Origin of the sequence: Paraburkholderia steynii, assembly GCF_900100565.1 — a bacterium.
Lineage (GTDB): Bacteria > Pseudomonadota > Gammaproteobacteria > Burkholderiales > Burkholderiaceae > Paraburkholderia > Paraburkholderia terrae.
In genome coordinates, this window is record NZ_FNDI01000011.1 from 83,994 (window position 1) to 110,786 (window position 26,793).

General features: G+C 64.6%; 27 protein-coding genes and 1 tRNA gene. 14 read left to right on the forward strand and 14 right to left on the reverse strand.

Translation table 11 applies throughout. From position 1 onward, the window contains the following. Positions 1–19 precede the first annotated feature (19 nt). Entirely contained in the window at positions 20–1,945 is a 1,926-nt protein-coding gene (locus tag BLT65_RS20595) for an ATP-binding cassette domain-containing protein (RefSeq protein WP_091780364.1), read from the reverse strand. A 276-nt stretch (positions 1,946–2,221) separates the two neighbouring features. Further along, the gene (locus BLT65_RS20600) at positions 2,222–2,623 is read right to left on the reverse strand and encodes a DUF4399 domain-containing protein (RefSeq protein ID WP_042310332.1); all 402 of its coding nucleotides are present in this window, start codon (positions 2,621–2,623) and stop codon (positions 2,222–2,224) included. Between the two features lie 273 nt (positions 2,624–2,896). Here BLT65_RS20600 and BLT65_RS20605 point away from each other — a divergent pair, with 273 nt between their 5' ends. Beyond that, the gene (locus tag BLT65_RS20605; protein WP_007587908.1) at positions 2,897–3,079 is read left to right on the forward strand and encodes a rubredoxin; all 183 of its coding nucleotides are present in this window, start codon (positions 2,897–2,899) and stop codon (positions 3,077–3,079) included. A gap of 95 nt (positions 3,080–3,174) precedes the next feature. On the opposite strand, the gene BLT65_RS20610 is transcribed toward BLT65_RS20605, so the two are convergent. Then, a complete protein-coding gene (locus BLT65_RS20610; protein ID WP_167306510.1) occupies positions 3,175–3,915 on the reverse strand; it encodes a class I SAM-dependent methyltransferase in 741 nt (246 codons plus the stop codon). A gap of 119 nt (positions 3,916–4,034) precedes the next feature. Here BLT65_RS20610 and BLT65_RS20615 point away from each other — a divergent pair. Further along, a tRNA-Arg gene (locus BLT65_RS20615) sits at positions 4,035–4,109 on the forward strand. A gap of 116 nt (positions 4,110–4,225) precedes the next feature. Here the strand turns inward: BLT65_RS20615 and BLT65_RS48445 are convergent. Further along, the gene (locus tag BLT65_RS48445) at positions 4,226–4,351 is read right to left on the reverse strand and encodes a hypothetical protein (RefSeq protein WP_007587913.1); all 126 of its coding nucleotides are present in this window, start codon (positions 4,349–4,351) and stop codon (positions 4,226–4,228) included. Between the two features lie 232 nt (positions 4,352–4,583). Between BLT65_RS48445 and BLT65_RS20620 the strand changes: the two genes are divergently transcribed. From BLT65_RS20620 to BLT65_RS20650, 7 genes are all read left to right on the forward strand, one after another. Further along, positions 4,584–4,853 (forward strand): hypothetical protein, encoded by a 270-nt coding sequence (locus BLT65_RS20620; RefSeq protein ID WP_091780367.1) that lies wholly within the window; start codon positions 4,584–4,586, stop codon positions 4,851–4,853. 447 nt (positions 4,854–5,300) lie between these two features. Then, positions 5,301–5,624: a hypothetical protein gene (locus BLT65_RS20625; protein WP_091780370.1), complete on the forward strand. Its 324-nt coding sequence runs from the start codon at positions 5,301–5,303 to the stop codon at positions 5,622–5,624. Positions 5,625–5,916: 292 nt separating this feature from the next. Continuing rightward, on the forward strand, positions 5,917–7,197 hold the full coding sequence (gene dcm, locus BLT65_RS20630) for a DNA (cytosine-5-)-methyltransferase (protein WP_091780373.1): 1,281 nt from the start codon (positions 5,917–5,919) through the stop codon (positions 7,195–7,197). Further along, entirely contained in the window at positions 7,197–7,643 is a 447-nt protein-coding gene (locus BLT65_RS20635) for a very short patch repair endonuclease (RefSeq protein WP_091780377.1), read from the forward strand. The genes dcm and BLT65_RS20635 overlap by 1 nt, the downstream gene beginning before the upstream one ends. 158 nt (positions 7,644–7,801) lie before the next feature. Beyond that, positions 7,802–8,311, forward strand: a complete 510-nt coding sequence (locus tag BLT65_RS20640; RefSeq protein ID WP_091780380.1) for a YbhB/YbcL family Raf kinase inhibitor-like protein — start codon at positions 7,802–7,804, stop codon at positions 8,309–8,311. 165 nt (positions 8,312–8,476) lie between these two features. Further along, a complete protein-coding gene (locus tag BLT65_RS20645) occupies positions 8,477–9,919 on the forward strand; it encodes an MFS transporter (RefSeq protein ID WP_091780665.1) in 1,443 nt (480 codons plus the stop codon). A gap of 132 nt (positions 9,920–10,051) precedes the next feature. Beyond that, entirely contained in the window at positions 10,052–10,639 is a 588-nt protein-coding gene (locus BLT65_RS20650; protein WP_091780383.1) for a glycine zipper 2TM domain-containing protein, read from the forward strand. A gap of 118 nt (positions 10,640–10,757) precedes the next feature. On the opposite strand, the gene otsA is transcribed toward BLT65_RS20650, so the two are convergent. From otsA to BLT65_RS20680, 6 genes are all read right to left on the reverse strand, one after another. After that, the gene (otsA, locus tag BLT65_RS20655; protein WP_042310344.1) at positions 10,758–12,179 is read right to left on the reverse strand and encodes an alpha,alpha-trehalose-phosphate synthase (UDP-forming); all 1,422 of its coding nucleotides are present in this window, start codon (positions 12,177–12,179) and stop codon (positions 10,758–10,760) included. A 201-nt stretch (positions 12,180–12,380) separates the two neighbouring features. Beyond that, a complete protein-coding gene (locus tag BLT65_RS20660) occupies positions 12,381–12,593 on the reverse strand; it encodes a hypothetical protein (RefSeq protein ID WP_007587923.1) in 213 nt (70 codons plus the stop codon). 205 nt (positions 12,594–12,798) lie between these two features. Then, on the reverse strand, positions 12,799–13,002 hold the full coding sequence (locus tag BLT65_RS20665) for a hypothetical protein (protein WP_091780386.1): 204 nt from the start codon (positions 13,000–13,002) through the stop codon (positions 12,799–12,801). A gap of 142 nt (positions 13,003–13,144) precedes the next feature. Then, positions 13,145–14,551 carry a sigma-54-dependent transcriptional regulator gene (locus tag BLT65_RS20670; RefSeq protein ID WP_042310348.1) on the reverse strand — a complete coding sequence of 469 codons (1,407 nt, stop codon included), beginning with the start codon at positions 14,549–14,551 and terminating at the stop codon, positions 13,145–13,147. Between the two features lie 314 nt (positions 14,552–14,865). Continuing rightward, positions 14,866–15,141 carry a hypothetical protein gene (locus tag BLT65_RS20675; protein WP_091780668.1) on the reverse strand — a complete coding sequence of 92 codons (276 nt, stop codon included), beginning with the start codon at positions 15,139–15,141 and terminating at the stop codon, positions 14,866–14,868. Positions 15,142–15,209: 68 nt separating this feature from the next. Then, entirely contained in the window at positions 15,210–15,527 is a 318-nt protein-coding gene (locus BLT65_RS20680; protein WP_091780389.1) for an ElaB/YgaM/YqjD family protein, read from the reverse strand. 432 nt (positions 15,528–15,959) lie between these two features. Here BLT65_RS20680 and BLT65_RS20685 point away from each other — a divergent pair, with 432 nt between their 5' ends. The 3 genes from BLT65_RS20685 (at position 15,960) to BLT65_RS20695 (ending at position 18,532) form a co-directional block, all read left to right on the forward strand. Further along, positions 15,960–17,015, forward strand: a complete 1,056-nt coding sequence (locus tag BLT65_RS20685) for a sigma-54 interaction domain-containing protein (RefSeq protein ID WP_042310352.1) — start codon at positions 15,960–15,962, stop codon at positions 17,013–17,015. A gap of 426 nt (positions 17,016–17,441) precedes the next feature. Continuing rightward, positions 17,442–17,981 carry a hypothetical protein gene (locus tag BLT65_RS20690; protein WP_229513468.1) on the forward strand — a complete coding sequence of 180 codons (540 nt, stop codon included), beginning with the start codon at positions 17,442–17,444 and terminating at the stop codon, positions 17,979–17,981. Beyond that, entirely contained in the window at positions 17,978–18,532 is a 555-nt protein-coding gene (locus BLT65_RS20695; protein ID WP_091780391.1) for a hypothetical protein, read from the forward strand. The genes BLT65_RS20690 and BLT65_RS20695 overlap by 4 nt, the downstream gene beginning before the upstream one ends. Positions 18,533–18,623: 91 nt before the next feature. Here the strand turns inward: BLT65_RS20695 and BLT65_RS20700 are convergent, their stop codons facing one another. Beyond that, positions 18,624–19,967, reverse strand: coding sequence for an ABC transporter ATP-binding protein (locus BLT65_RS20700; RefSeq protein ID WP_042310356.1), 1,344 nt, complete (start codon positions 19,965–19,967; stop codon positions 18,624–18,626). A gap of 22 nt (positions 19,968–19,989) precedes the next feature. Continuing rightward, on the reverse strand, positions 19,990–21,744 hold the full coding sequence (locus BLT65_RS20705) for an ABC transporter permease (RefSeq protein WP_091780394.1): 1,755 nt from the start codon (positions 21,742–21,744) through the stop codon (positions 19,990–19,992). A gap of 719 nt (positions 21,745–22,463) precedes the next feature. On the opposite strand from BLT65_RS20705, the gene BLT65_RS20710 reads away from it, so the two are divergent. After that, positions 22,464–24,143, forward strand: a complete 1,680-nt coding sequence (locus BLT65_RS20710; RefSeq protein ID WP_042310360.1) for a sensor domain-containing diguanylate cyclase — start codon at positions 22,464–22,466, stop codon at positions 24,141–24,143. Between the two features lie 176 nt (positions 24,144–24,319). Beyond that, complete coding sequence (locus tag BLT65_RS20715) at positions 24,320–24,586, forward strand: double-stranded DNA-specific endonuclease (RefSeq protein ID WP_036003535.1); 267 nt, start codon at positions 24,320–24,322, stop codon at positions 24,584–24,586. A gap of 105 nt (positions 24,587–24,691) precedes the next feature. On the opposite strand, the gene BLT65_RS20720 is transcribed toward BLT65_RS20715, so the two are convergent. After that, positions 24,692–26,020, reverse strand: coding sequence for an ATP-binding protein (locus BLT65_RS20720; RefSeq protein WP_042310402.1), 1,329 nt, complete (start codon positions 26,018–26,020; stop codon positions 24,692–24,694). Then, complete coding sequence (locus BLT65_RS20725; RefSeq protein WP_007587938.1) at positions 26,004–26,729, reverse strand: response regulator; 726 nt, start codon at positions 26,727–26,729, stop codon at positions 26,004–26,006. Before BLT65_RS20725 ends, BLT65_RS20720 begins: the two co-directional genes overlap by 17 nt. Positions 26,730–26,793: the final 64 nt, after the last annotated feature.

Sequence of the window (26,793 nt, forward strand, 5' to 3'; positions counted from 1 at the left end):
CTACACCCCGATGGGTGGTCTACTTCCGCTTACTCTCCAACTCATCCCACCGTTCAATCGCCACGAGCAGTTCCTCATCGATCGCCGCGTAGCGCTGGGTCAGCCGCGTGCCTTCTTGCGCGTCCTTCACGAAAATGGAACCGTCCTCGATCTGCGCGCCGATCGCCTTCTGCTCCGCTTCGAGCGAGGCAATCTTCTCGGGCAGCGCCTCCAGCTCGCGCTGTTCCTTGAATGAAAGCTTCACCGTACGCTGCGCGTTGCGGCCTGCCGCGCTGTCCTTGGCCGCGGTTTCCTTCGGCGCCTCTTTCAACACATCCTGCTGCGCGATCTGCTCGGAACGCTCGCGCTGGATCTGCCAGTCGGAAAAGCCGCCGACATATTCGCGCCACTTGCCCTCGCCCTCCGACGCAATCACCGACGTCACCACGTTGTCCAAAAACGCGCGGTCGTGGCTCACCAGCAGCACCGTGCCGTCGTAGTCCGTCAGCAGTTCTTCGAGCAGTTCGAGCGTCGGGATGTCGAGGTCGTTGGTCGGTTCGTCGAGCACCAGCACGTTCGCCGGACGCGCAAAGAGACGCGCGAGCAGCAGACGGTTGCGCTCGCCGCCCGACAGCGACTTCACTGGCGAACGCGCGCGCTCGGGCGCGAACAGAAAGTCGCCGAGATAGCTCATCACGTGCTTTCGCTGGCCATTGATCTCGACCCAGTCGCTGCCGGGGCTGATCGTATCGCCGAGGCTCTTGTCCAGATCGAGCTGGGCGCGCATCTGGTCGAAGTAAGCGACTTGCAGGTTGGTGCCGATGCGCACCTTGCCGTCGTCCGGCTGCAGTTCGCCGAGAATCAGCTTGAGCAGTGTCGTCTTGCCCGCGCCGTTCGGACCGATGAAGCCGATCTTGTCGCCGCGCATCACCGTTGCGGAAAAGCGATCGACCACCGTGCGCTCGCCATACCGCTTCGTCACGTCCGTCAGTTCGGCGACGATCTTGCCGGACTTTTCGCCCTGCCCGACGTCGAGCTTCACGTTGCCTTGCACATTGCGGCGTTCTGCGCGGTCATTGCGCATCTGCACGAGCCGCGCGATGCGCCCGACGCTGCGCGTGCGCCGCGCCTCGACGCCCTTGCGAATCCACACTTCTTCCTGCGCGAGCAGCTTGTCGAACTTCTCGTTTTCGACGCGCTCCACTTCCAGTTGCTGCTCCTTGCGCGTCTGATAAGCGGAGAAATTGCCCGGATACGACAACAACCGCCCGCGATCCAGTTCGACGATACGCGTCGCGACGCGATCGAGAAACGCGCGGTCGTGGGTGATGAACAGCAAACCGGCACGCTGCGAGATCAGCAATTCTTCCAGCCAGCGAATGCCGTCGAAGTCCAGATGGTTGGTCGGCTCGTCCAGCAGCAGCACGTCCGGCTGCACGACGAGCGCCCGCGCCAGCGCGACGCGCTTTTGCATGCCGCCCGACAGCGAGCCGACCCGCGCGTCGCCATCGAGGCCGATCTGCGCGAGCGTCGTGGCGACGCGCGTGCGCCAGTTCCACGCGTCGGTGGTATCGAGCGACGATTGCAGCGCGTTCATGCGCGCAAGCAACGCGTCGTGCTGCGCGCCTTCCGGCGTTTCCGCCAGCTCGTGCGCGACCGTGTTGTATTCGTCGAGCAGCGCGCTCGCATGCGTGAGGCCCGCCGCAACCGCGTCGAACACCGTCACGTCCGCGTCGAACTCGGGCTCTTGCGGCACGTACACGGTGACGAGATCCTGCTGGCGCGTGACGAGGCCATCGTCCGGTCTGGCGAGTTCAGCGACGATCTTCAGCAGCGACGACTTGCCCGCGCCGTTGCGGCCGATCAGCCCGACGCGCTCGCCGGCTTCGAGAGAGAAATCCGCGTGATCGAGCAGCGCGACGTGGCCGAACGCCAGTTGCGCGCCCGTGATGGTGTAAAGCGACATGGGAAAGGAGGAACCAGCGATGAGTCGGAAGCGCTCATTGTACCGGTCGGCGGCGCGAATACTGACGGGATGCGGCCCGGCAGGATGGCATAGGACGAATGACACATGCAGCGCGCGCCCACGCCGCTGGAACCGGTGGGTCGGCATGAGCAGGCGCTCAGGACGCGCACGGACGGGAGAGAACGCGAACGCCCGTCCCCGCGTAGGCGTTCGCAGCGGCAAGCCGTTCCGTGAATTGAAGGTGAGCGAAAAAAGGCGCGGCAAGCGCGCCTTTGCTTACTTCACGTGAATCGTGATCGTCTTGCTCATCTCCGGGCCATACGAACGGTGCGCGCCGTCGCCGAAATCGAGCGTCAGCGTGTGATCGCCCGGCGGCAGCGTGATCTCCGTTTCCGTCTGGCCCTTGCCGAAATGCAGCGACTTGTCGTTGGCGGGAATGACTTCGCCCTTCGGCAGCGGCTGCCCATCGATGATCAGATGATGATGCCCCGTGCCTTCCGTCATCGTGCCTGCAGGAACGACCTTCATGCCGTCGACGGCAAACTTCACGTGAATGGGGTTGCTCACGGTCGCGCCGTCCTTCGGCTCGACGAACGAGACGCCCGCGGCATGCGCCGCGCCCGACAAGACCAGCATGCCTGCGCACGCTGCGCCGGCCAACCATCTGTTATTCAGCATCGTTTTTCTCCTTGGCTAAAGCGGCTCGATGGGCACGGCGTACATAGGCGTTCGCGCGCGGCCGCATCGTACTGAAAGAATACACGTTGGCGCCAGGCCCGCCGGACGTCGGATCGCCGGGATGCACACTGCTTCGCGTTGATCTGAAACGGTAAACGGAACGGGCGGCGTGGGTCTTCCGGCGAATTCCGGTAATATTGCGGGTCGCCGCCGCATGCACTAAAAAGGGGCAGATTGGCGGATTTTGCATTGAATCAATGAAGAGCGTGTGTCGTGAGTGAAGTGATCGAATATAAGAGCTGGGTCTGTCTGATTTGCGGCTGGATCTATAACGAAGAGGAAGGTTTGCCCGAGGAAGGTATCGAAGCGGGTACGCGTTTCGCCGATATCCCCGTGGACTGGCGCTGCCCGCTGTGCGATGTGGGCAAGGCTGAATTTGCTGTAGTCGAGTTCTGATCGGCGGTTCTGTTAGAGAAACGTCGTTCGTTTAGAGCGGTCCGCGGGTTCAATGCCTGCGGACCGCTTTGCTTTTGGCGGTCCGCCCGCTTCCGTCAGTCGCGCCTTGCGACGGTGATCAGTTCGCGGCTCGCGTGATCGACGGGCGATCGGGTCCAGTCGCCGAACCATTCCTGGTCGCTGAAACCCGCCTTGACGAGCGCTTCGCTCAGCGCGGCCTGCGTGCGAAAGCGCAGCTGGCTGGGCGCGACGACGGTGTCGCCGTCTCGAAGGAATCGATAGTGGGTGTCGAAGCGGACGCGGTCATTGTTTGCTTCGATGAGTTGCTGCCAGATTTCGACGGCGCCGTAGCGCGGGTCGTCGATCACGCGGCGCGACCGTTCAGGCGTCCACGCCATCCACGGCGACACGGAGGGATTGCGGCTTTCGAAAGCGAGCCGGCCGCCGGGACGCAACGTGGCTTGTGCAGCGGCTAGCGTGGCGTCGAAGCTCGCGTCGTCAAGAAAAATCTGCGCGACGTGGCCCGTCATCACGGCGAGATCGGCGGACTTTGCGCCCAGCTGCGCCGCGTCGCCTTCGATCCATTCCACCCGATCGCCGCCCGGCCGTTGGCGGGCGATATCGAGCATCGCCGGTGACGGATCGACGCCCGTCACCGTATGGCCGCGCCGGGCCAGTTCACAGGCAAGCAGCCCCGTGCCGCAGCCGATATCGACGATGCGCGAAGCTTCCGTGCGTGCGGCGAGGTCGATATAGAAGCGCGTGTCGGCGGCGAACGGGTTGAGCGCGTCGTAGAGCGCGACGAGACGCGGATCGGTGTAGTGAGCATCGGTCATCGGCCGATGTTAGCCGTGCGGCGCGCCAGCCGCCACCGCGTCGACGCGTGCGGTTGCCCGCATCGAAAGCCGCTTTGGCAAACGGGCGATTTGCTATACTCTGCGCTCGTCGGCGGCCCCTCCCCGTAGTTCAATGGATAGAACAAGTGCCTCCTAAGCGCTAGATACAGGTTCGATTCCTGTCGGGGGGACCACATCGGCGACGGACGACGCTACAAAAAAACCCGCAATAGCTCACGCTTTGCGGGTTTTTTGTTTGCTACAGCCCCATTGCTATGCAACGCGACGAACAGCCACAACGATCAAACGTTCACCGATGCCGGCGCACCACCACCTGAATCTTGGCCAGTTGCTGGTCGCGCTGATCGAAGAATTTGGCGAGCGCAAACAGCGACGCAGCGGCAAACGGCCAGAGCACAAAGAAGGTAGCGAGCATGATCGACTCCAGAGCGAAAACGTTTGAGTCGAGTGTACGCCCGCGCTAAACAAAGAAAACTATCGGAATTGCCAAAACACAGTTCCCTTTTTTGGAAGGGAATGGAGAACGAGCCCGCGTGGCGCGGCTGGACGACCTTTTCCCGAGCCGACTTGGTCCGACCAACCTCGCCCGGCCGTGACAAAATCACGCACTTCACGCAACACACGCCAGCACAATCGAAGGACAACCCATGGATATCAACAAGCAACTCGCCGCTCTCACCACTTCCGAACTGCAAACGGCAGGCGCCAGTCAGGCGACGGCCATCGCCGTCAGCGTGCTGCTGCGCCATTTGAACTCGCCGGAGCTGTCGAAGCTGCTGAACACCGCATTCGAGAATCACCAGGCGGTCATGCTGCAAACACCGTGGCCGGACCAGATGCTGCAATCGTTCGAAGCGACGCGTCGTTTTCTCGAAGGCGCGGCCAACCCGGCCCCTAGCCCCGATCAGCCCGCCTGACACGGCACGCGTCGCGCCGTGTACATCGCGCGACGCAAAAAAGCCACACGCGCCAACGTCCCGGCATGCGCCGGAAGCCCACCCGGCGGGGCTTGCGCGCGAGCGCCGCAAGCCAGTGTGCGCTCTCCCACCTAACGCACCATTTGTCTGCGGACGGAGTCGCGGCGTCCTTTTATTATCTCGTCACTCCTTGGATACGTCAGTAGGTTGACAGATGCCCTACCCGTACAACCTTGCAGTCGCGGCTGGCCTGATGATCGTCGTGCTCACCTGCAGCCTGGCGCTCGCGCTGACATGAACCGACCCGCACACGGCCCTCGAAACACCGGCCACTCGCCCGCTGCCCGCGTCGACATCGCCCGATTCCGATCCGCATAAAGCTCGTCGCGGCGCAAAATATTTTCAAGCTGACCCTAAAGTTTTCCAAACCCCTGCCGTAGTGGGGGCATGGACCATTACCTCACTTCGTCGGCGGGATCGTTCAAATCGACTCTGATCGATCAGGACATCGCGCACATTGCCCGCGTCATGCGGCCTTCGATGCATGGCGACCTGGGTGGGGCCATCCTCCCCGCCACCTACTGGCGCAAACGCCTCTTCGATTTGCTCGACGCCGACCATTTGACCAATTCGCAGCTCTGCTCGATCGACGATCTGCTGTTGCAGCTCGACGAGCTATGCACGAAGGATCTGACGCCGCTGCCCGTGACGATCACGCGGCCCGCAGCCTCGCGCGATGCAAACCGCCATCGCGTACGCCGCAAGCGCTGAGCGAACCCGCGGAGCCTCTGCGGCGCCGCTGCGCTGCGCGGATCGAGGCGCACCGCGCATTTAACATTCATTGACCCGCCGCGCTTCATTCCACGATGCTGCACCCAGCAGCGCGAACACCCGGCGACACAGCGACAGGATGATCTGGCGCGTCGCCGGGGCTGCCTTCCCTCTCCCTTCACACGCTCACGCCCTCCGGCGCAGGAAAATTTGTCTGCGGAACACGCCGCAATCGCGAATTAGGGACATTCGTAGGTCATAATGTCCGCAAAAATTCCCAGCAAGGATTCCTGTGACTCAGGCTTCACCGCTTGACCTGCTGAAGCAGGCGCGCACCCGCTTCACACAAAAAGAAATCGCCGCGCATGTCGGCAAGGACATCAAGACGGTGCGCCGCTGGGAAAAAGGCGAAACGCCTTGCCCCGCGATGCTCGAACCTGCACTGCACGCGATGCTGTATCCCGCCACGGCGCGCAACGTCGGTGCGCATGCAGGCAACGGAACGAGCACACGCATCATCGATCTGTTCGCCGGCATCGGCGGCATCCGCATGGGCTTCGAGACGCACGGCGGCCAGTGCGTGTTCACCAGCGAGTGGAACGACTTCTCGCAGAAAACGTATCAGGAGAACTTCCGTGACGGCGACGCGCAGCACGCGCTGATCGGCGACATCGTCACGTTTCCCGCCGAAGCCGTCCCCGAGCACGACATTCTGCTCGGCGGCTTTCCGTGTCAGCCGTTTTCGATTGCAGGCGTCAGCAAGAAGAATGCGCTCGGCCGCCCGCACGGTTTCGAATGCGCGACGCAGGGCACGCTGTTCTTCGATGTCGCGCGCATCATCGCCACGCGCCGCCCGGCCGCGTTCCTGCTGGAGAACGTGAAGAACCTGCTGTCGCACGACAAGGGCCGCACGTTCGACGTGATCCTTCAGACACTGCGCGACGAACTCGGCTACGAGGTGCATTACCGCGTGATCGACGGCGCGCATTTCACGCCGCAGCATCGCGAGCGGATCATCATTGTCGGCTTTCGCGGCAAGACGTCGTTCTCGTGGGACGATCTGCGGCTGCCGGAAGAAGGCCCGCGGCTCGCGTCGATTTTGCATCGGACGGACGGCAGCGAGCCCGTCCTGCCGTGGGACGGCGACCGCTTCTTCGATCACGCCGCGCGCCAGGTGCAGCCCAAATACACGCTGACGCCGAAGCTCTGGACCTACCTGCAGAACTACGCGGAGAAGCATCGCGCGGCGGGCAACGGCTTCGGCTATGGAATGGCCTATCCGCAAAGCGTGACGCGCACGTTATCGGCGCGCTATCACAAGGATGGCTCGGAGATTCTCGTCTATCAGGGCGAGAAAAAGCGGCCGCGCCGTCTGACGCCGCGCGAATGCGCGCGGCTGATGGGCTTTCCCGACACGTTCCGCATCCCCGTCAGCGATACCCAGGCGTATCGCCAGTTCGGCAATAGCGTCGTGGTGCCCGTGATGCGCGAAGTCGCGCGCATCATGCTGCCGCATGTGCGCGCGCTCACGCACGCAGCGCAAGCGGAAAGCGCGGCGGAGCTCGCGCACTGATGGTCGATATCGTCGACGCGGCCACGCGCAGCCGGATGATGTCCGGCATTCGCGGCCGCAACACGAAACCTGAAATCCTGATCCGCAGCCTGCTGCATCGGCGCGGCTTCCGCTTCCGGCTCGACGCGCGCGATCTGGCCGGCCGGCCCGACATCGTGTTGCCGCGGTATCGCGCGGTGATCTTCGTGCATGGCTGCTTCTGGCACGGCCACGACTGTCATCTCTTCAAATGGCCGCAGACGCGCCCGGAGTTCTGGCGCGACAAGATCGGCCGCAATCGCGCCAACGATGCGAAGGCCCAAGCCGCGCTGCTCGAAGCCGGCTGGCGCGTCGCGACGGTGTGGGAATGCGCCTTGCGCGGGGCGAACCGGGACATCGACGGCGTATTGCAACGGCTGATCGACTGGCTGCACGGCGATGCGCCGCTGCATGAAGAGCGCGCATAAGGACCGCACATGAGGTTGCGTCTTCAAGCGACGCGGCGAATTTTGCAAGATGCCGGTGCTACACTCGATTAGCTAACTGGGAGTCTCCAGGCTATCTTCCGAGCGGTCTTTCAACGGCTCCCGCCTATCCTGGAACCATCCACTGAAGGAGGCGCATGATGGCTGATTTTCGAATCTGGTCGGACGACTTCCCCGCGAACGGCTTTATGCCGAAGGCACAGGAGATGAACGACAAATCGTTCGGCGTCTCAGGCGATGGCGAGAACGTGTCGCCCGCGCTGCAATGGGACGCGCCGCCCGCCGACACGCAAAGCCTGGCGCTCACCGTCTACGATCCCGACGCGCCCACGGGCAGCGGTTTCTGGCACTGGGTCGTCGTCAACATTCCCGCCGATGCACGCTCGCTGCCGCGCAACGCAGGCAAAGCCGACGGCAGCCTGTTACCGTCGGGCGCGCTGCAGTTTCGCAACGACTACGGCTCGGTCGGGTTTGGCGGCGCAGCGCCGACGCGCGGCGACAAGCCGCATCGCTTCATCTTCCGCGTGCATGCGCTGAAGGTGGCGACCCTGCCGCTCACCGCCGACACGACGAACGCCGTCGCGCGCTACATGACGCATCTGAACGAAATCGATTCGGCCACGTACACGGGCCTGTACGAACTGAAGTAACGGCGGCGCTCCGATCTCCACGGGCCGGCATGGCCACCGCGCGATGCGCGTGTCATGCCGGCCCGAATCGGTTGCCCGCTGTCACGACCGCTGTCGCAGGAAGCACAATCCTGGACACGACTGCCGGCGGGCATCGACCGCCTCGCCGCTCATCACAACAACACAATGCAAGCTTCTTCGTCGACCGACAACCGCCATCCACCGGGCGCTTCCAACCCCGCTGCTCCCTCTCCCGCCGCCGCGCCGGAACCCGAACTGGGGCTGCCGATCCCGCAGCGCTACTGGGCGATCCTCGTCGTCGCGCTGGGCATCACGCTCGCCGTGCTCGACAGCGCGATCGCCAACGTCGCGCTGCCGACCATCGCGCGAAACCTGCGCGCGAGCGCCGCAAGCTCGATCTGGGTAGTGAACGCGTATCAGCTGTCGGTGACGATTTCGCTGCTGCCGCTGTCGTCGCTGGGCGATCGCATCGGCTACCGGCGCGTCTATATGGGCGGACTGGTGCTGTTCACGATCGCGTCGCTCGGTTGCGCGCTCGCCACGTCGCTGCCAACGCTCGCGCTCGCCCGCGTGATCCAGGGCTTCGGCGCGGCAGGCATCATGAGCGTCAACACCGCGCTCGTGCGCATGATCTATCCGCCCACGCAACTCGGGCGCGGCGTCGCGATCAACGCGATGGTGGTCGCCGTCTCGTCCGCCGTCGGACCGACGGTGGCATCCGCCGTACTCGCCGTCGCGGCGTGGCCGTGGCTCTTCGCGATCAACGTGCCGATCGGCATTGCCGCCATCGCAGTGGGCTGGCGCGCGCTACCGCGCAACGAAGGCCATCCGTCGCCGTACGACTATCCGGGCGCCGTGATGAACGCGTTCGTGTTCGGGCTTCTGATCTTCGCCGTCGATGGCTTCGGTCACGGCGAGCGCTACGGCTTCGTCGCCGCCGAATTGATCGCCGCGATCGTGATCGGCTACTTTTTCGTGCGGCGGCAACTCACGCAGTCCGCGCCGCTGTTGCCCGTCGATCTGTTGCGCATTCCTATCTTCGCGTTGTCGGTGGGCACGTCGGTGTGTTCGTTCTGCGCGCAAATGCTCGCGTTCGTGTCGCTGCCGTTCTTGTTGCAAAACAATCTGGGCCTATCCCAGGTCGAGACAGGGCTGCTGATGACGCCGTGGCCGCTCGTGATCGTCGGCGCGGCGCCGCTGTCGGGCGTGCTGTCGGACCGGATCTCGGCGGGCTGGCTCGGCGGCCTCGGGCTCGCGACGCTGGCGCTCGGCCTGTTGCTGCTGGCCACGCTCGGCCCGCACCCCACGGCATTCGATATCGTGTGGCGCATGGCACTGTGCGGCGCGGGCTTCGGCATTTTCCAGTCGCCGAACAACCGGACGATGCTGTCGGCGGCGCCGCGCCACCGCAGCGGCGGGGCGAGCGGCATGCTCGGCACCGCGCGCCTGACGGGGCAAACGCTCGGCTCGGCGCTCGTCGCGCTGATCTTCGGCATCGCGCCGCAGCACGGCCCCGTGCTCACGCTCTACGTGGCGGCGTGCTTCGCGGGCGCGGGCGCGCTCGTCAGCACGATGCGCGTCCGGCACAGCGCGCCGACGGCCGCGTAACGCATACCTTCCAACGCTCCGCTTTCCGCCTATTCTTGTAGACGAAGCCTCAACCGCCGATGTCCGTCGCGACGTGCGGTGCGGGTTTCGCTCTGGCCTTCGAACCTCGGCCTTTGAACGATAGGGGGCACCATGTCACTCATCGTCGCTGGACGTTTCACCACTTTCCCCGCCGCCGAAGACGCCGCGCAAAAGCTCTTCGACAACGGTTTTCCCGGTGAAGACGTCACGCTGTTTTTCGTCAATCCGCGCGGCCAGCATGCGCGCCATCCACTCGACGAACACGCCGCCGCCCCGCCCACGATCTCCTCCGCGCCGCCGACGTCCCCTCGCCATCACCACGCGGTGACGATCGGCGCTGTCGCGGGCGCCGTGATCGGTGTCGCGGTGTTCACCGCGTTTTCGGCGTCGATGCCCGTCGTCGTGATCGCGGCAGGCGTCGGTGCGTATCTCGGGTTGGTGGTGGGCAAGATGGCCCAGGCGCGCAGTGGACCGCATGAGCATCACGACGTCGTGCATCACGAGATGCGCAACTCGGGCGTGCTCGTCGCCGTGCATGTGTGTCCGGAGAACCAGATGGAAGCGGCGCGGATTCTGCGCGAGGCGGGCGGCGCCGATATCGAGCGCGCAACCGGTCACTGGCAACGCGGCAAATGGGCAGATTTCGATCCGCGTCAGACACCCGTGCCACTCACCGAGTTGAACCAGCAGCAGGCGTGACGGGCTCGACGGCTCGAAAATCGCCTGGCTGGAAACGAAAACGGCAGCCTGCAAGGGCTGCCGTTCGTGAACCTGCGCGCCCTACGAGGCCGCGCAATCTTACTCATCTCACGTTAGCTCAGACCGTGACGTCTGCGCGCTTGACGGCCTTCTCCGTCACCGACGAAGCCGTCGCGACATTCCGCAAATCGGCAAGGAACGTATCGCGCCATACCGACAGGTTGTTCTCGCGCAGCGGCGCCATCATGTCCGCGTGACGTGCCTGGCGCTCGGCGAGCGGCATCGACAGCGCGCGCTCCAACGCCTCGGCCATCTGCGACAGGTCGAACGGATTGACGACCAGCGCGCCGGGCAACTGCTCGGCCGCGCCCGCGAATTGCGAGAGCACCAGCACGCCAGGATCGGCCGGGTCCTGCGACGCGACGTATTCCTTTGCGACGAGGTTCATCCCGTCGCGCAGCGGCGTCACATAGCCGACCTGTGACTGACGGAACAGCGCCATCAGCAGATTGCGTTCATACTTGCGGTTCAGGTACTGGATAGGCGTCCAGTCCAGCTGCGCGAAGCGGCCATTGATACGCCCCGCCTCGCCTTCCAGCGTCTGTCGAATGCGCTGGTAGGTCTGCACATCGGCGCGGGTCGGCGGTGCGATCTGCACGAGCGACACGCGGCCATGCCAACCGGGCGCGCTCTGCAACAGACGCTCGAATGCCTGGAAGCGCTCGACCAGCCCTTTCGAATAGTCGAGCCGGTCCACGCTCATGATCAGCTTGCGGCCGCGCATGCCGTCGCGCAGGCTACGCACCGGCTTGCGGTCGGTGAACTGCTCGGCGGCCTTGGCGATCGCATCGGGATAGATGCCGATCGGATACGCCCCCACCTTCAGGAACCGGCCGTATGCGTGAATCATGTTCTCGTCGCTCGACGTGCCGTGATGCCCGCGCTCGATGTAATCGACGAACGACTGCCGGTCCGCGTCTGTCTGAAAACCGACCACGTCATAGCTGCACATGCACTTCACGAGTTCCTCGTGCGGCGGCACGGTGCGCATCACCTCCGGCACGGGAAACGGAATATGCAGAAAGAAGCCGATCGGATTCTTCACGCCCAGATCGCGCAGGCAGCGCGCGAACGGCAACAGGTGATAGTCGTGAACCCAGATGATGTCGTCGGGCTTGAGCAATTCCTTCAACTGCTTCGCGAGCGTCACGTTCACTCGCAGATAGCCGGCATATTCCTGCCGGTCGTAGCGCGACAGGTCATTGCGGTAGTGGAACGTCGGCCATAGCGTCGAATTCGAGAAACCGCGGTAGTACTGGTCGTAGTCGCGCTTGGTCAGCCCCACGGTGGCGTAGGTCACGTTGCCCTGCTTCTCGATGACGGGCGGGGACGACTCGGCGACGGTCTCGCCGCTCCAGCCGAACCACACTCCTCCCGTTTCCTTCAGGGCGTCCAGCACTCCGATTGCGAGACCGCCCGCTGCGGGGCGTCCTTCCTGAGTCGGCGCGACGCGGTTTGAAACGACGATCAATCTGCTCATTGCGGCTCCACCTCATTCAGTTGACTGTACATGCGGTGATACTCCGCCTTACGGCACGCAAGTCCTATGCCGTAAGGCGCGAAAAGACGGAATAAAAATGTATGTAAATGTGACGGGCGAGCAAAAACTAGCTGCGCCCGGGCACCCGCGCAGCAGATTTTTCGCTCGACGATCTAACCGGAACCGGCCGGAAAAATGGCTTCAGGCGTCCTGCTCGGAGCCCAGGTCGCGCTGGTATTCCAGCCCTTCCTGACGCGTGCCACCCTGGTTGTGATCCCCGTCTGGCGGCGCGCCGGGCGCCGGGCGGTTCTGCTGCGCCGGGTCCGGCCCGACGGGTGGATTGCCCGAGCCGCCGGCTGGGCGCTGGTCGCGCTTCGAATGACGCGCGGAGCGCCGCAATGCGGGATGTCTCATGATGGACGCCTCCAGGGGAAGGCCAGTACCCGGACAGGGTTTGCCCGGGACGCATCCCCTTAGTCTAGGCCGATGAACGTAAATTGCCGGTAAAAAGTTCGGCGGTTTTGTAACGCGTACAGGGCGCGGGCCCGCCAATTGCGTCGATGCGCCAAATCCGCGTGCGCCCCTTCGAGAGGCCGCCGCTGCTGTGTGAAGGCAGGCGTCAGAACTCCGGCAGCAGCGTCATGCGGGCAATCGTATGAGGTGTTTGCGAAGGTTGCGACGGCGGATCGCCGATCGGCGGTGTATCGGGTTCGACGGGTTCGCGCGTCGGGTCGGGTATCGTATCCGGCTGGTTCGGCTCGGGCGGCGTCGTAGGTTCAGGACGGTGCGCGTAGATACCGTGGACGGCGTCATGTTCCGGCATGGTTTGGCTCCCTGTTTTCGTTCGATGTCGTCTTCGCTTGATGCGCCGGCGACTGTTGAACTCAAATCAGCAAGGCATGTGCCGTTGATGCCGCTGTCCGCCGTGGCGGACAGCGGCAAGTCCAGCTATTTCGCCGACGCGCTCACGCGTCCGCCTTGCCGAGAGCCTGCGGCTCGTCGCTGACGTCGTCGACATCGGCACGTCCGGCATCGTTGCCGTATTCGACGAGCCGGTTATACAGCGTCTTCAGGCTGATGCCGAGAATCTCGGCCGCGCGCGTCTTCACGCCGCCGCACTGTTCGAGCGTTGCCAGAATCAGCTGACGATCGGCCTCGGCGAGCGACGTGCCGAACGGAATCGTGATCGCCGTGCCCGCCGTCGGCTTCGACAGCGAGATTTGCAGCGGCACCGTGGCCGTGCTGTCCGAATCCGTGCCGGCCATGATGTGCGCGCGCTGCACGTAGTTCTTCAGCTCGCGCACGTTGCCGGGCCACGGGTACGACAGCAGCATCTCCTTCACCGCGGGCGGGAAGTGCTTCTTGGTGGTGTGCTGCTCGTTGAGATCATCCAGGAACGCCTGCGCGAGCAACTCGACATCCTTGCCGCGCTCGCGCAGCGGCGGCAGGCTGATCGGGAACACGTTCAGACGGTGATACAGGTCGAGGCGCAGCTTGCCTTCGAGCACGGCCTGCTCCGGATCGCGGTTCGTCGCGGCGATCAGGCGCACGTCGGTTTCGATTTCCTTCGTCGTGCCGACTCGCATGAACATGCCCGTCTCCAGCACGCGCAGCAGCTTCACCTGCAACTCGATCGGCATTTCGGTGATTTCGTCGAGGAATAGCGTGCCGCCGTTCGCACGTTCGAAATAGCCCTTGTGCTGACGGTCGGCGCCCGTGAACGCACCGCGCTCGTGGCCGAACATCTCCGATTCGATCAGGTTCGGCGAGATCGCGCCGCAATTGACGGCAAGAAACGCGTGCTTGCGACGCAGGCTCAACTGATGCAGCGTCTGCGCGGCGACTTCCTTGCCCGTGCCCGATTCGCCGACCAGCATCACGGAAGCGGCCGTCGGCGCGACGCGGCTGATCTGGTCGTACACCTGCTGCATGATGGGTGAATTGCCGAGCATCAGGCCGAAGCGGCCCATGCGACGCAACTCGCCGCGCAGCGTGCCGATTTCCGCCTTCAGGTCGCCCGCGCGCGGCAGGCGGCTCAAGATGGCCTTCACGCGCTGCATGTTGATCGGCTTCACGAGGTAATCGGCGGCGCCCATCTTCAGCGCGCTCACAGCCGACTCGACCGTCGCATGCCCCGTGATCACGACGAATTCCACGCCCGAGCGCGGATCGAGATCCTCGAACAGATCGACGCCCGAGCCATCGGGCAGCTTCAGATCGGTGAACACGACGTCAGGCGTTTGCCGCACCAGCTGGATGCGGGCCTCGCGCAGATCACCCGCCGTCGCCGTGGTCAGCCCGTCTTCCGCGATGATGGCCGCCAGCGCTTCGCGGGTACTCGGATCGTCATCGACAATCAATACATGTGGCATCGCGTATGGAAAGCTCGTAAGTGCTGGTCATGGATACGCGCAGCCTGCGTCTCGCCGGAAAGTTGCGAACGACGAAAGCGCCCGCGCGCTGCGATTTTCAAGCATACGCTTGCATCGCAGCGACGAACGCCTCGACCGGAAAAACTTTCCGAATTAACTCATCTACGCAACAATTACCGCAAGTTTTGCTGTAAAAAGCACTTATTGTTGTGCTTTTTGCTCATTATAAGGCCTCGGGTCGAAAAAACATCAACGCGCATATGACGCGGCGCACGATCGTGTTAAATCGCATTCCGCCGTGCGCGCCACCCGGTTTAGCTGCGCGGAAACGGCCAGGCGTCGCCGTGATCCGCGCCATTACCGTTGCGCAGATGCTTGGCGGGCGTGGGCGCGACGTGCGCGCCCGGCGCGCCCGGCGCTCCCTGCGTGGGTTGCACCGGCTCCGTCACGGCGCCGCCCTCGCCTTCCCAGCGCGTCAGATCGCGCGCGAGCGGTTGCTGCGCGGCGCGCTGCTTTTGCACCCAGCGCCATGCCAGTACGCTGCCCACGGCGAACACGGCGCCGAATATGCCGATCTTGGGTCGTGCCATGTTGAACTCCTTGTTGTCGCGAATGGAAATGGCAGCGGCCACGCGGCCGCCATGCCGGATTAGCGCCCTCAGCGCGCGGCGAGCATGCCCAGCACGAAGCCGACACCGGCCGCGATGCCCAGCGACTGCCACGGATTCTGGCGCACGTATCGCTCAGTCTGGACGGTGGCGCTGCGGTAGCGCCGCTGGGCCGAGGTCTGCGCGTCGGCGAGCGCGTTCTGCACGGAATCGACGTGCGTGCGCAGCCGCTCACGCAGCGCGTCGAGGCCTTCGCCCGGCACGGCTGCCGCGAGCCGCAGCATTTCTTCTGAATCGGTCAACAGCACGCTGAGATCCTGGACAAATTTTTGTCGGCCCAACGCGAGCTGTTCAGTGGTTTCCGTCATTGCAATCTCCTGTTCCGGCGCGGGGACCGGATTTGTCCCGTCTGTCGATGGGCGGTTCCGGTGTCATGCGTCATCTCCCGTCTGTCGCAACGGTCGTTCCCGGCATCCTCGTGCGATCTACGGGTTCTCATCGAGTTCCGCAAAACGCGGCGCGATCGAAGACCGCGCGCACGCATACGCGATGCAGACAAAGTTGCCGACCTGCATCGCGCGCCGCGCAACTTTTTCCGGCAACGCGTGTCGATCGTACGTTAACGTTTGCGAACTGCCAGCGAACGGCAAACTTGCATGCGCCTTGCCGGATATGGCGCGTGAGTGGTTAAATTGCCTTTTGTGAGATAGTGGACCACTCTTACAAGGCAATCCACGCTCTCGATACTGGCCTGCGCCATTCACGACACCCACCCGAAATTGCACAGGACACCCTTGCCTATGTCGTCAACCGATCTGGACTCGCCCGCCACCGAAGCCGATGGCGGCGGTGCGTCTCCGGCGAAGCAACGCGCGGCGGAAAACGTCCCGGGACTGAAGTCGTACGGCACGCTGTACGGCTCATCGCCCGTCATGCTGGATCTTTACGAACAGATCGACCGCGTGGCCGCCACCGATGCGACGGCACTCATCATCGGCGAATCGGGCACGGGCAAGGAGCTGATCGCCCGCACGATTCACGACCATAGCGCGCGCAAGGGCGGCGCGTTCGTCGCCGTCAACTGCGGCGCGATACCCGACGAACTGATCGAAGCCGAACTGTTCGGCCATGAAAAAGGCAGCTTCACGGGCGCGGTCCAGGGCCGCATCGGCTACTTCGAGCATGCGAACGGCGGCACGCTGTTTCTCGACGAAGTCACCGAAATGGCGCCCGTGCGGCAGGTGAAACTGTTGCGCGCGCTGGAGACGGGCACGTTCTATCGCGTCGGCGGCACCGAGCTGATTCGCGGCGACGTGCGCGTGATCGCCGCGACCAATCGTGACCCCGCTGTCGCGGTGAAAGAAAACGGCCTGCGCGAAGACCTGATGTACCGGCTCGCCGTGTTCCCGCTACGCGCGCCGCCGCTGCGCGAGCGCGAAGGCGACCGCGAACTGCTGGCGGTGCATTTCCTCAACGAGCTCAACCGCCAGGAAGGCACGAACAAGGTGTTCAGCAAGCGTTCGATGGAAACGCTGCGCACCTGGTCGTGGCCCGGCAACGTGCGCGAGCTGAAGAACGCGGTGTATCGCGCGTTCATTCTGGCCGAGAAGGCGGTGGAGTTGCCGCATCCGCATCTGATGTCGCGCGTGAAGAAGCCCGTGACAGTCGGCGACTCGATGAGCGTGTGGATCGGCACGCCGCTCGCCGATGCGCAGAAGCAGATCATTCTCGGCACGCTCAAGTATTGCGGCGGCGACAAGCGGCGCGCGGCGAAAGCGCTCGGCGTGAGTTTGAAGACGCTGTACAACCGGCTCAGCACCTACGGCGACGAAGAGTCGAATCACGACGACAACTGATTCGCAGCGACGCGCGCAGCCTATTGCGCGCTGATCGCTTTTGCGGTTTTTGCGGTTTCAACAAGCCCTTCTTCGCGGCATTTTCTCCACTCGCGTTCGCGGCTTCCAGTCAAGCCGCGTCTCTTCTTCCGCCGCGCCGCGCTGCACGCAAGCGCTAGCGCCAGCCGTGCCCCATGCCTTGCTCAGGCATGCCAACTGCTCCTCACGCCAAACAGAAAGACCCCGGCCTCGCAGCATCTTTTGCAATTGCTTGCATTTTCCCTATGCCAATTACAAAACGCATCCTGCACAATGCCGCAGCGAAAAAATCAGATGTATCTGCCTTCGCGCTGGCGCGCTCCACGCGTCGAAGGCACGAGCAGGAGCGATGACGAAGAAATGCAAAAAGCAATGCACCGTGACAAACACGCCGCGCCAGCCAGCGCCATGCGGCGATCGATCTTCCCGAGCGCCACGCTAATTGCAGCCCTGGCCGTCGCCGTCACCACGACATTGAGCGGATGCGGATCGCTTTATTCGGAAGGTGCCACGGCGGGCGCCGGTATCGCAGGCGCAGCCATTGCCGGGAAAGTAACGAACAACGCCGCCGTCGCCACGGGTATCGGCCTTGGCGCCGTCGCCGCGGCGCGCGCAGGCGTGCAGTACTCCGAACGCGTGATCCATCGCAACACCCAGGACAGCATCGCCGTGGTCGCCGGCCCGCTCGCGGTTGGCGCGGTTGCGCCGTGGAGCATCACGCATTCGGTGCCGCTCGAAGAAGACGAGCATGGCCGCGTGACTGTCAGCCGCACGATCAGCGCGGGCGAACTCGACTGCAAGGAGATCGTCTTCTCCGTCGATAAAACTGCGACCAAGAACGTGCCCGCGTCGAGCGCGTTCTATGTCGCGTCGATCTGCCGCGACGGCGCGGCGTGGAAGTGGGCATCGGCCGAGCCCGCGACGGAACGCTGGGGCTCGCTGCAATGAGCGCGCGTCCGTCAACCGGAAGCCTGAGGGCGGCGACGGCTGTGCGGCTCGCGCTCGTCGGCGCGTTGTGCATCGGTACGGGCGCGATCGTCAGTGGCTGCAGTTCGGCTTCCGTCGGCGCGGCAGCGGGCGCCGGCGCCGGCGCCGCGACGGGTATCTTCACCGCGAATCCCGCTGTGGGCATCGGCGTGGGCATTGCCGTGCAAGCCGCCACCGACGAAGCCGTCGCGCGCTACATGCGCGTGATGCACTCGGATCAGCAGAACGTGATCGCGGCGCTTGCGGGCGCGATGCCTGTCGGCGAGACGCGCGACTGGAGCGTCAAACACTCGCTGCCCATCGAGAACGGCCACGGCCAGGTGCGCGTGACGCGCGCGTTCGCGTCGTCGCTCGCGATCTGCAAGGAGTTCGTGTTTTCGGTCGTCGACGGCGACAAGCCAGACGCGAAGGTCGACTGGTACATGGCGAGCGCCTGCCAGCAGGACAACAAGGGTTACTGGAAATGGGCATCGGCGGAACCGGCTGTCGAGCGCTGGGGCAATCTGCAGTAACGTCGCTCGTTGCGCGTAGCATCGGGACCAAAACGAAGGGGAGCCGCGCGGCTCCCCTTCTTTCTTCGCTCACGCAAATCGCGCGCTGCCGTCAGGACTCGACGTCCTCGAGACTGAAAATTTCCGTCTGGTCGTTATACGAGAAAATTTCGGCATAACGGCCCCAGTTGATAACGGCGTCAAGCGTCTCTTCTGCAGCGCTGTCCGACAGGAAGTCTTCCAGTTCCTGCTCGAAGCGCACGCGCGGCGCGCGGTGTCCCGGGCGCTCGTTCAGCACCTTCTTGATTCGCGCCGCGAGCGGCACGTGCTTGAGCAGATGGTCGGCGAACATCAGCTTGCGCTCCTGCGTGCCGAACTCGGCGAACACGCGCGCGGGCGGCGTCAGGAAAATATCGCCCTCACGCACGTCCGCGAAGCCCAGATGCTGCAGCACTTCGGCGATCGGGAACAGGTCGTCCACCTCCAGATGCAGCGAGCGCGCGATTTCCGGCATGTCCGCGCGGCCGTGATACGGCGCGGCCGCGAGCGTTTCGATCAGACCCGCCATCAGGTTGGTCGACACATGCGGCAGCCAGCTGTGCAACTCCAGCCCCTTCTTCGTCGATTCGTCCTTTTGACGCGCCGTCATCTTCGCGTAGATGTCGTCGACCAGCCGCCGGAATGCCGGATCGAGACGGTTGCGCGGATGCTTGAACGGCACCTTGATCTCGGCGATCACGCGGCCCGGATTCGAGGACAGCACGAGGATGCGGTCGCACATGAACACGGCTTCCTCGATGTTGTGCGTGACGATCAGCACCGACTTGATCGGCATGCGCCCTTGCGTCCACAGATCGAGCAGGTCGGTACGCAGCGTCTCGGCCGTCAGCACGTCGAGCGCGGAGAACGGTTCGTCCATCAGCAGCAGCGTCGGATCGACGACCAGCGCGCGCGCAAAGCCGACGCGCTGGCGCATGCCGCCCGACAGCTCGCGCGGATACGCGTTCTCGAAGCCGTCGAGACCGATCAGGTCGATCGCCGCAAGCGCGCGTTCGCGGCGCGCACGCGCACCGACGCCGAGCGCCTCGAGACCCGCTTCCACGTTCTGCAGCACGGTCAGCCACGGAAACAACGCGAAGGTCTGGAACACCATCGCAACGCCATCGGCGGGCCCTTTGAGCGGCTTGCCCATGTAGGTGACTTCGCCGCCCGTCGGCTCGATCAGGCCGGCGATGATACGCAGCAGCGTCGACTTGCCCGAGCCCGAGCGGCCAAGCAACCCGACGATCTCGCCTTCGCGCAACGACAGGTTGGCGTCGTCGAGCACCAGCAGTTCGCCCTGGGTCTTGTTGAACCCGCGGCACACGTCCTTGACGCGCAGGATTTCTTCGCCGAGGCGCGGCGGCATCGGCGGCGTCTGGATCGGCGCGGCGGTTACGGTTTTCGGATTTTGCATCGCGTTATGCCTTCAATGAATCTCAATCGAGCCGCAGGCGGCTTTCGGCGTAGGCGTACAGCGGACGCCACAACGCGCGATTGAAGAGGGACACGAACAGGGACATCACCGCGATGCCCAGAATGATCTTCGGATAGTCGCCCGCGGCCGTGTACTGCGCGATATACGCGCCGAGCCCGTGCGCGGCGAGTTTGGTATCGCCCCACTGCACGGCTTCCGCGACGATGCTCGCGTTCCACGCGCCGCCCGAGGCGGTGATCGCGCCCGTCACGTAGTACGGGAACACGCCCGGCAGCATGACCTGGCGCCACCATTGCCAGCCGCGGATGCGGAAATTCTTCGCGGCTTCCTTGTAGTCGTTCGGATAGGCGCTCGCGCCCGCAATCACGTTGAACAGGATATACCACTGCGTGCCGAGCACGATCAGCGGCGACAGCCAGATGTCCGGGTTCAGATTGAACTTGACGATCACGATCACGAAGACGGGGAACAGCAGGTTCGCCGGGAACGCCGCGAGGAACTGCGCGACCGGCTGGATCTTCTCGGCGAGCGAGGGGCGCAGCCCGATCAGCACGCCGATGGGCAGCCACACCACCGACGCGAGCGCGATCAGCAGCGTCACGCGCAGCAGCGTGATGAGACCCAGCACGAACACATGGCCGACTTCATCGAGCGTCACGCCCGTGCGTACATACTCGACGACGCGATATACGACGAATGCCGTCACCAGCACGACGATCACGGCCCACACGATGTCGCCCGTCCTGGACGGCTTGAGCACGGCCGGCTTCGCGAACTTCACGGCCCCGACACGCGGCAAGCGGATCGGCACGCGCGCGGCCTTCGCGAACATCCAGCCGATGGGCACGAGCAGACGGTGAATCAGCCGCGTGCGGCGGATCAGGTCGAGCAGCCACGATTCCGGCGCGTCGCCGGAACTCGTGTTCTCCATGCGGAACTTGTCGGACCATGCGACCAGCGGACGGAACAGGAACTGGTCGTACGCGAGAATCACGACCGTCATCGTCAGGATCACCCAGCCGATCGCGTGCAGGTTCTTCTCGGAGATCGCCGCCGCCAGATACGCGCCGATGCCCGGCAGCGTGATGGTGTGATTGCCGACCGTGATGGCCTCGGAGGCGACCACGAAGAACCAGCCGCCCGACATCGACATCATCATGTTCCAGATGAGGCCCGGCATCGAGAACGGCACTTCGAGCTTCCAGAAGCGCTGCCACGACGTCAGATGGAAGCCCTTCGACACCTCGTCCAGATCGCGCGGCACGGTGCGCAGCGACTGGTAGAAGCTGAAGGTCATGTTCCACGCCTGGCTCGTGAAGATCGCGAAGATCGCGGCCAGCTCGGCGCCCAGCACCCGCGACGGAAAGAGCGCGAGGAAGAAAGTCACCGTGAACGAGATGTAGCCGAGCACGGGCACCGACTGCAGGATGTCGAGAATCGGCACCAGCACCTGGCCCGCGCGGCGGCTCTTCGCGGCGAGCGTGCCATAGACCAGCGTGAAGGTCAGCGACGCGACCATCGCGGCGAGCATGCGCAGCGTGGTACGCAGCGCGTACTCAGGCAGGTTCGCCGGGTCGAGCGAGATCGGCTCGCTTTGCAGCGTCGAGATGGGCGCCAACGTCTCGTGGAAACCGACCACGGCCATCGCGATCACGCAGATGATGAGCGGAAACGCGACGAAATCCCAACGATTGGGGAGCACCCGCCACGCCGAAGCGTTGGCAGTGCGGTTCAGGGTGAAGCTGAACAGATCCATCAGGCGGCCCTCCCTTCGCGGCGGAATGCAGGCATGCCGCCGGCCATGATGGCTACACGCGCGCCGGCATGGCTGGCGGCGACGCGACGGTCCGAGGATCGATCCGGAAAGCGGAAATCAGGCATGGCAAAACGCTAATGCGCGGTAAATCGTTGGCGTTCAATACGCATTGGCCGGCGACGGATACATCGCGCGGCGCCCCGTGCGGGCCTGCACTTACGGCCGGCGCAATCGTGTTGCGCGAGCCGCCGCCGGCAGGCCAGCGAGCTTTCCTCATTTTGGACGGCACGACACTACTACAACCTGTGTGACAGAAACAACCGTTGACACTCAAATGTCACGCTGAATGGTTACCGGAATGGATCTGTAAGCGGCAGGCCGCGTGCATCAACAGGCCGGGCTTGCGCCCGCTTCTGGCGAACCGTCGCGTGCTAGCCACAATCCGATGGCCGTGCCGCTATTCAGAAAGTCCCGCTGGAGGCCGTTAATACCCCACACGGGACTTCCGCGCGCGCAAATCCTGGCTAGCGCCGGGCCGTGCGGCGGTTAAAATCGGGATGCGGCGAAACCTGCTGGCCGACGGCGACGAGGACGGTGGCGCGGCACATTTATCCTGGCTCCGTGCGAAGCACGGTGAAAATCGGCAGGAACGGCCCAGCGCCAGCGCGTTGCAACGAAAGACGTTGTTGCATGAATCAGTCAGACGGATCAGAGGGTCGATGAAAAGGACAACCTTGCGCCAGGCATTGGGACCGGCCAGTTTCGTACTGGTCGTGCTCGCATGCTGGTTCGCCTCCGGCCTGGTCGCGGACCGGATGGTACAGCAAGAACTGGATACCGCCTTGCGCCAGCAGCGGCAAATGTCCGCCTCGATCGTCTACAACATGGCCGAAGTGATCGCGAGCGACCTGGCGATGTCGCGGGCGATACCCGCCACCATGGCCGAACTCGGCGTGATCCAGCAGGCGCTGACGCACTCGCAGAATTATGCCGCGTCAGGCGTCGACCTGGAACCCGCCCATCGCGAAGATCTGCTGAAGTCGCCCGAACTGGCGGGCATCAACGGTTTCCTGCGCGACGCCCAGGGCTTCTCAGGCCTCGACATCATCTGGCTGGTCAACGCGAACGGGCTATGCGTCGCGGCGAGCAACGCGCAAAACGCGCATTCGTTCGTCGGGCTCGACATGCGCTCGCGCAGCTACCTGACCAACGCCCTGCTCGGCGCGTTCGGCGAGGCATACGGCGTGGGCCGCATGAGCGGCGAGCCGGGCATCTTCATCTCGGCGCCCGTCTACGACGACGGCCTGCTGGTCGGCGCGATCGTCGCCAAGGTCGGCATCGCGCGGCTGCGCCACTGGGTTGCGCACGCCGGCACCTTCGTCACCGACGACAACGGCGTGGTCATCATGGCGCACAATGCGGCGCTCGAAGGCCAGGCCATGCCGAACTCGCGCGTCACGCAGATGAACGCGGTCGAGCGCATGGGCACCTATCATCGCGACCAGTTTGCAACCATCCAGATCCAGCCCGTCAAGAGCCAGGTGCGCAGCGATGCGCCGTGGGTACCGACGGCGATCGCCGATCAGCTGTTCGACATGCCCGGCCAGCCGATCCCGACGCTCTACCAGTCGCGCGGCGGATTGAACTCGGGCCTGTCCGCGCATCTCGTCGATCCGCTCGTCGCGTGGCCCGAGCTGATGCGCAATCACAAACGGGATCATCTGCTGGTGTTCCTGACGCTCGCGGGCACGGTGGCGCTCGCCTGGGTGATTACCGTGTCGTATCTGCGCGAGCGGCGTCATCACCGCGCCACCCGCGTGTTGGCCGAGCAGTTGCAGTCCGCGAACACGCTGCTGTCCGCGGAAGCGCGTCACGACGCGCTGACGGGCGCGCTGTCGCGCCGCTATTTCCTCGATCTGCTCCGTCATGAGATCGACCGTGCGCGCGCGACGGGCGAGCCGCTGTGCATGGCGATCGCCGACCTCGATCACTTCAAGCAGATCAACGACCGCTTCGGCCACGCTGCCGGCGACCGCGCGCTCGAACACTTCGTCGACACCTGCCGCGCCGAGCTGCGCGGCAGCGACGCGATCGGCCGGCTGGGCGGCGAGGAATTCGGCATTCTGCTGCCGTCGACGCCGCTCGGCACCGGACTCGAAGTGGTCGAGCGCCTGCGCGTGCGCCTGAAGGCGACGCCGTCGGCGAAGCTGCCGCAGTCGGTTGGCTTGAGCGTGAGTATCGGCATTACCGAACTGTCGGCGGAAGATCTGCCCGAGCGCATCATCAGCCGCGCCGACCAGGCGCTCTATGCCGCGAAACAGGGCGGACGCGACCGCAGCGAGGCCGTGCCGCCCGACGATACCGCGCCGCCCACGCGCACGCCCGCCAATGCCTGGTGACGCCCGCTCGTAGAGTTTGGTGATGTCCGGTAAGCAGGCGAAACGCTCTCTGACCGGTCAGCGATGCGCCCTGCATCGCGCATGTCGAAGCCGCCGGGCAAGCGGAGCTTAAGCAGGTATCATCGACTGTCATCCGAAAGTTGTGATCACCGCTTTACGCTCCCCCGGAGGTTCGCATGAAGGGAAATCTGGTCATCGTCTGCCGCGATCAGGACGCTGACGCCTTCGATCATCTGCTCGCAGAGTACGGCGCGTTTCAGACGCGCCTGTCGTCGACCGCGTGGTATCTGAAGCTGGAAGTCGCGCCTGAAGTGATACAGGAAGAAATCCTCACGCGTCTTGGCAAGTACACGACGCACTACATCTTCGAGGCGGATACGGTGACGTGGAATACCGTGGATAGCGAAGCCGCCGCCGCGCTCAACACGCTCTTCACCGAATAGGCAGGCTGCCTGTCTGATCGAACGGTATGGACGGCGCATTTGCAATCCCTCAGCGCCAGGCCCGTTTCTGAATGCCGCGCAGCCGAAGCGCGCGGCGCATCACACTCACCAGACGATTTCCGACGCCGCCACCGTGCGCGACACCGCTTCCAGCGGGAACGTCATCTGCACGCGCAAGCCCCGCCCGCCATTAGGCGCATCGTTGTTGCCGATCTGCCATTCGCCGCCCGCGCGCCGCACGAGCCGCTCGACGATCGCGAGGCCCAGGCCGCTGTGGCCATTGCCGCCGCGCGCCGGATCGAGCCGCACGAAGGGCCGGCTTGCGTTGATCAGATCTTGCGCGGCGATGCCGCTGCCGTTGTCCGTGACCGTCAGCGTGAAGCCTTGCGACGTGCGCGCCGTCGCGACGGTGACGGGCGGTGCGCCGTACGCATGCGCGTTGTCGAGCAGGTTGGACAGGATGCGATCGAGCGTCGCGGCAGGCAGCATGAAGCCCGGACCAGCGCGCAAATCCGTCTGCACCGTCGGCGCACCGCCCGACACCGCGCGATAGCTGCGCACCACGCGTTCGCACTGCGCGTCGACTTCGACGGGTTCGCTGCGGTCGCCGCCGTCGTGCGCGAACACGAGAAACTGCTCGACGATATGCGTCATCGAATCGACGTCGCGCACGACGCCGTCGCGCGTCTTCGCATCGTCCATCATCTCGGCGCGCAGCCGCAGACGCGCAAGCGGCGTCTTCAGATCATGAGCAACACCAGCCAGCATCACCGCGCGATCATGCTCGGTGCGCGCGACCTCCTGCACCATCTGGTTGAAGCCGTGCGTCAGTTGCCGCAGTTCACGCGGGCCGCGCTCGCGCACGGGTGGCACGGGCAGGCCGCGCCCGAAGCGCGTCACCGCCTGCGCCAGCGAGCGCAACGGCTGCTGCAGCTGCCACGCGGCAAAGAGCGCCGCCATCACGCCCGCCGAGAAAATGATGCCGAGCCACAGGACCATCCGGTCGAGCGAGCGCGGCGGCCGCAGCGGCTGCACGGGCACGACGATCCAGCTTGGATCGCTCGCCGCGCGAACCCACAGCGCGGGCGGCTTGCCCGGCGTGCCGACGCGCACCTGCGTCGAGGTGGGCAGACGGTCGCGCACGTCGTCAACGAAACGATCGAGCGGCGCGGGCAAATTCGATACATCGGGTGGAACGTCGGCACTCGCGGGATCGACGAGCCGCACGCGCGAAGGCAGCGGCTGATCCGGCTCGCGCCTGACGTGGTCGCGCACCGCGTCGACGAGGAACACGGCCTCTTCGACGGCATAGCGTGTCTGCGACTGGTTGCGCTCGAAGCGCACTAGCAGATACCACGCGAAATGCGACACCAGCAATACACAGACGACGAGCAGCGCGAGCCGCCCGAACAACGAATCAATTGGACGCCGCATGTTGCTCGCCATCGGGGACGAACACGTACCCGCGCCCGCGTACGGTCTGAATGAAGCGCGGCACGGACGGATCGGTTTCGAGAATACGGCGCAGGCGCCACACCTGCACGTCGATGCCGCGGTCGGTGCCGTCGTACTCGGGACCGTGCAGCAGTTCGAGCAGGCGCTCGCGCGTGAGCGTGCGCATCGGGTGATTGACGAAGATCTTCAGCAGCGCGAACTCGCTGCCCGACAAGGTGAGCGGCTTGCCTTCCTGATGCAGCGTGCGCGACTGGAAGTCGAGCGTGAAGCGGCCGAACGAGAACGGCTCGCGCTGCTCGGGCGCAGCCGCCGACGGCAGCGTCTTGCGGCGGCGCAACACCGCCTGCACGCGCGCGAGCAGTTCGCGCGGGTTGAACGGCTTGCCGAGGTAATCGTCCGCACCGAGTTCCAGGCCGACGATGCGGTCCACGTCGTCCGCGCGCGCCGTCAGCATGATGACGGGGATATCGTCGCCCGACGCGCGCAGCTTGCGCAGCGCCGTGAGACCGTCGACGCCCGGCATCATCAGGTCGAGCACGATCAGGTCGGGCCGTTCGCGCTCGATGCGGCGTTCCAGTGAGCTGGCGTCGTGCAGCACCGACACTTCGATGCCTTGCCGGGCCAGATAATCGCGCAGCAGATCGCGCAGTTCGACGTCGTCATCGACGACCAGAATTTGAGTAGCCATGGTTTGAAGTGTAACGCGCGCCCCGCTGCGTTTCCGCCCCTACTGACCCCGAAAGGGTTACCGG